General features: G+C 44.3%; 1 pseudogene. It reads left to right on the top strand.

From position 1 onward, the window contains the following. Positions 1-280: pseudogene (locus CWS31_RS17710) on the top strand (hypothetical protein); the annotation flags it as partial.

Below are 280 nucleotides of genomic sequence, written 5' to 3'. Positions count from 1 at the left end.
CTCCCGTTAAAAGTGACTCAGCAAGTGATGCTGAGCCAGAAGCTGATGTAACCGACCCTGATGATATTGATGCACTGCTAGACTCTGTTAATAACGACTCTGTTAATAGTGCTCCTGTCAAAAGTGATTCAGCAAATGATGCTGAGCCAGAAGCTGATGTAACCGATCCTGATGATATTGACGCACTGCTCGATTCCGTAAATAACGACTCTGTTAATAACGACACTGTTAATAGTGCTCCCGTTAAAAGTGACTCAGCAAGTGATGCTGAGCCAGAAGC

The sequence above is a fragment of the Colwellia echini genome (genome assembly GCF_002843355.2).
GTDB lineage: Bacteria > Pseudomonadota > Gammaproteobacteria > Enterobacterales > Alteromonadaceae > Colwellia > Colwellia echini.
The sequence above is the reverse complement of the archived record's forward strand: the minus strand, read 5'-3'. Positions and strand labels throughout refer to the sequence as shown.